Genomic DNA, 4430 nt, shown 5'->3' with positions numbered 1-4430 from the left:
TCGTCGCCGTGCTGGACGGCGCCGCCCGGTTGCTCGTCCGCGGCGAGACGATCGCCGACCTGCTCTCCCGCGACACCGGGATCACCGCCGTCGTCGCGGCCCCCGCCGGCACCGATCAACCGAAGGAAGCCATCCGATGATCGAATACCGCAACCTGCGCGTCGCCCTCCTGGGCGGCGGCAACGTCGGCGCCCAGGTCGCCCGGCTGCTGCTCGAGCAGAGCGAGGAATTCGCCAACCGGGTCGGCGCCGGCCTCGAACTCGTCGGCATCCTCGTGCGCGACGTCAACGCCGAACGCACCGTCGACCTGCCGCACGAGCTCTTCACGACCGACGCCGAGTCCCTCATCCTCGGCGCGGACGTCGTCATCGAACTGCTCGGCGGCATCGAACCGGCCCGCAGCTACATCCTGATGGCGATGAACTCAGGGGCGGATGTCGTCACCGCGAACAAGGCTCTCCTCGCGACCCACGGGCCCGAACTCTTCGCCGTCGCAGACCAGGTCGGCGCCCAGCTCAACTACGAGGCCGCCGTCGCAGGCGCCATCCCGATCCTGCGGCCCTTGCGCGACAGCCTCGGCGGCGACCAGATCAACCGCATCCTCGGCATCGTCAACGGCACCACGAACTTCATCCTCGACCGGATGGACACCGATGGGGACAGCCTCGAGGAAGCCCTCGCCACCGCGACGGAGCTCGGCTACGCCGAAGCCGACCCGACCGCGGACATCGGCGGCTACGACGCGGCGCAGAAGGCGGCCATTCTCGCGAGCCTCGCCTTCCACACCCACGTGCCGCTCGCATCCGTCTACCGCGAAGGCATCACCGAGGTCACGCCCGCGCAGATCGAGTCCGCCCGCAAGGCCGGCTACGTGGTCAAGCTCCTCGCCATCTGCGAACGCATCACGGATGCCGCGACCGGCCAGGCCGGGGTCTCCGCCCGGGTCTACCCCGCGATGGTGCCGCGCAGCCACCCGCTCGCGGCCGTGCACGGAGCGAACAACGCCGTCTTCGTCGAGGCCGAATCCGCGGGCAGCCTGATGTTCTACGGCGCGGGCGCCGGGGGAGTCGAGACCGCATCCGCAGTGCTCGGCGACCTGGTCTCCCTCGCCCGCCGCCACATCGCCGGCGGCCCCGGAGTCGCGGCCTCGATCCACGCCGACCTGCCCGTTTTCGACATCGGCAGCATCACGACCCGCTACGCGGTCACCCTCGAGGTGACCGACGAGCCGGGCGTGCTCGCGACCCTGGCCGGGGTGTTCAGTGACCATGGCGTCTCGCTGGCCCTCGTCGAGCAGTCGATGACCCCCGCACGTCCCCTCACGTCCAGTCACGCGGCCGTCCCGTCCACGGCTACCCTTGTGATCGGAACCCACGAGGCAACGGAGGCGGCACTCGCCGCCACCGTGACCGACCTCGCCGCCAACAGATTTGTCACCACCGTCGCATCCGTTTTGAGAGTTGAAGGAGCCTGATGTCCAGCGAACGAGAGTCCACGCAGGCCGTGAAGACCCAGTCCCGTCAGTGGCGGGGAGTGCTGCGTGAATACGCCGACCGCCTGAACATCACCGACGCGACCCCGATCATCACGCTCGGCGAGGGTGGCACGCCGTTGATTCCCGCCCCCGCGCTGTCGAAGCGCACCGGCGCGAAGGTCTGGATCAAGTACGAGGGCATGAACCCGACCGGCTCCTTCAAGGACCGCGGCATGACGATGGCGATCTCGAAGGCCGTCGAAGACGGCGCGAAGGCCGTCATCTGCGCCTCGACCGGCAACACCTCTGCCTCGGCCGCCGCATACGCGACTCACGCCGGCATCCTCGCGGTCGTGCTCGTGCCGGAGGGCAAGATCGCCCTCGGCAAGCTCAGCCAGGCCATCGCGCACAACGCGCAGCTCCTGCAGGTGCAGGGCAACTTCGACGACTGCCTCGACATCGCCCGCGACCTCTCGGCCAACTACCCGGTGCACCTCGTCAACTCTGTCAACCCCGACCGCATCGAGGGCCAGAAGACGGCGGCCTTCGAGGTCGTCGAGGTGCTCGAAGACGCGCCGGACATCCACATCGTCCCCGTCGGAAACGCCGGGAACTACACCGCGTACACCCGCGGCTACACCGAAGAACTCGAGCGCGGCGCGACCACGAAGCTCCCGCGCATGTTCGGCTTCCAGGCCGCCGGCAGCGCCCCGATCGTGCTCGGCCACCGCGTAGACCACCCCGAGACCATCGCGAGCGCCATCCGCATCGGCAACCCGGCGTCCTGGGACCTCGCCCTCGCGGCGCAGAAGCTCACGAACGGCTACTTCGGCGCGATCAGCGACGCCAAAATCCTCGAGGCCTACCGCATCCTCTCCGCAGAGGTCGGCATCTTCGTCGAACCCGCCTCCGCGATCAGCGTCGCAGGCCTGCTCGAGCGTGCCGAAGCCGGGCTCATCCCCGCCGGCGCGACGGTCGTGCTCACGGTCACCGGCCACGGCCTCAAGGACCCGCAGTGGGCGCTCCGCACCGCGGACGGCGCCGAGATCACTCCGACCGTCGTGCCCGTCGACACCGCCGAAATCGCCAGCGTCCTCGGTCTGGCCAAGAAGTGACCCTGGCCGAAGCCGTGTCCGGTCCTTCCCTCCTCGCCGGACGTTCGGTGACCGTCCAGGTTCCCGCGACGACCGCGAACCTCGGCCCCGGCTTCGACACCCTCGGCCTCGCCCTCTCCTACTACGACCGCCTCGACGTGAGCGTGCGTGAGGAACCCGGCGTGTTCGTCGACGTGCAGGGCGTCGGCGCCGGCGTGGTGCCGACCGACGAGACGAACCTCGTCGTGCAGGCCATCGCGCACACCTTCGCCGCCTATGGGCAGCGGATGCCGGGCCTCGCGCTCGTCGCCCACAACAAGATCCCGCACGGCCGCGGCATGGGATCCTCTGGGGCAGCGATCGTCTCCGGGATCATGGCCGCCAAGGGCCTGCTCGAGGGCATCGTCGACATCGACTCCGAAGCACTGCTCACCCTCGCCACCGAGATGGAGGGGCACCCGGACAACGTCGCGCCCGCACTCTTCGGCGGCCTCACGATCGCGTGGACGACCCCGGAGGGCCCCCGGCACAAGAAGCTGATGGTGCACCGCGGCGTGAAGCCGCTCGTGTTCGTGCCTGAGCAGGCCATGTCGACCGCGCTCGCCCGCAGCCTCCAGCCCGAGACCGTGCCGCACGAGGACGCCGTCTTCAACCTGTCCCGCTCCGCGCTGCTCATCGCCGCGCTCATCCAGAGCCCGGAGCTGCTGCTCGCCGCGACAGAGGACAAGCTGCACCAGAGCTACCGTGCCGCCGCGATGCCCGAGACCAACCGGTTGATCACCCTGCTCAGGGAGCACGGCTTCGCGGCCGTCGTCTCCGGAGCCGGCCCGTCGATCCTCGTGCTCGCGAGCGACCCCGGCCAGCGCCTCGTCGCCGCGGAGCTCGTCGCCGCGAACTCGGAGACCCCCTGGCAGGCACTCATGCTCGCCGTGGACTTCCAGGGCGCGACCGTCACCCGCACGGACGCGGCAGTCGCCGCCTGACCTGAAGCGCGCGAACGGGGGGTGCCGCGGCAGGGGATGGCGCGGCATCCGTTCTCGGAATGCTCTGCTAGAGTCGATGGCGTACCCGAAGAAATCGCCTAACGACCGGTTCCTTTCGATGGTGCATTTCCCGTAACTCACTGCTATCGCGACATCTGTGCGTGGCTGTGTGTGTTCACTTCAATCCACTTTCTGTGGGATTGAACCACCCGCAGCGCCTCCGACGTTGCCACAGCTTCCCCGGTTTTCGTAAATGTTCGTGCCGGGGGAAAGGACAAATTTTCGTGACTGACGTCAACCTCCGCGCAAGTGCCGCGGATTCATCCCGCCTGGGAACCCTCCGTGTCGCAGAGCTTCAGGCTCTCGCGCTCGAACTGGGCATCCCCGGCTCCTCCAAGCTCCGCAAGGGCGAGCTCGTCTCCGCCATCACCGCCGTCCAGGCCGGTGGCGACACCGTGAGCCCCGAGCTCGAAATCCCCGCCTTCGCCGCGACCGAGCCGGTCGTCTCCGAGCAGCTCGTTTCCGAGCCGGCCGTCGCCGAGCCGGCCGCGGCAGCAGCCGCGACCGCGACTCTCGTCGAAGCCCCGCCGCGCAAGTGTGCGCCGCGCCGCGCCACCACCGCGACCGCTGCCCCCGCCGCCGCGCACGTCAACGCTGACGGCGACCTCGGCATCGGCCTCATCCTCCCGGACGCCGCCGCGACGACCCGTCGCACGACGGCCCCCACCACCTACGCCGGTGGCACCGGCACCACGGAGGCCCCTGTCGCCGCCGAGAAGCCGGTCCGCCAGGCGCGCAAGCGCGCCACGTCCGTGTCGGTCAAGGCCGCCGCGGAAGCAGCAGCGACCGAGGCCCCGACCGAGGCGCCTTCCGCCGAAG

General features: G+C 69.7%; 4 protein-coding genes. All 4 read left to right on the top strand.

The window, feature by feature from the left end; translation table 11 throughout:
- Nucleotides 1–136 precede the first annotated feature (136 nt).
- Nucleotides 137–1474 carry a homoserine dehydrogenase gene (locus tag QN345_RS15900; RefSeq protein WP_134448135.1) on the top strand — a complete coding sequence of 446 codons (1338 nt, stop codon included), beginning with the start codon at nt 137–139 and terminating at the stop codon, nt 1472–1474.
- Entirely contained in the window at nt 1474–2589 is a 1116-nt protein-coding gene (gene thrC / locus QN345_RS15895) for a threonine synthase (RefSeq protein ID WP_134448137.1), read from the top strand. Before QN345_RS15900 ends, thrC begins: the two co-directional genes overlap by 1 nt.
- Nucleotides 2586–3551, top strand: a complete 966-nt coding sequence (thrB, locus tag QN345_RS15890) for a homoserine kinase (protein ID WP_416172934.1) — start codon at nt 2586–2588, stop codon at nt 3549–3551. Before thrC ends, thrB begins: the two co-directional genes overlap by 4 nt.
- 284 nt (nt 3552–3835) lie before the next feature.
- Nucleotides 3836–4430, top strand: a 595-nt coding sequence (locus QN345_RS15885) for a Rho termination factor N-terminal domain-containing protein (RefSeq protein WP_323508854.1), incomplete at its 3' end; no start/stop codon positions are given.

It is taken from the genome of Cryobacterium sp. 10I1, from assembly GCF_035019805.1.
GTDB classification, from domain to species: domain Bacteria; phylum Actinomycetota; class Actinomycetes; order Actinomycetales; family Microbacteriaceae; genus Cryobacterium; species Cryobacterium glucosi.
Note: the sequence above shows the minus strand (reverse complement) of the source record. Positions and strands in the feature narration are given on the sequence as shown.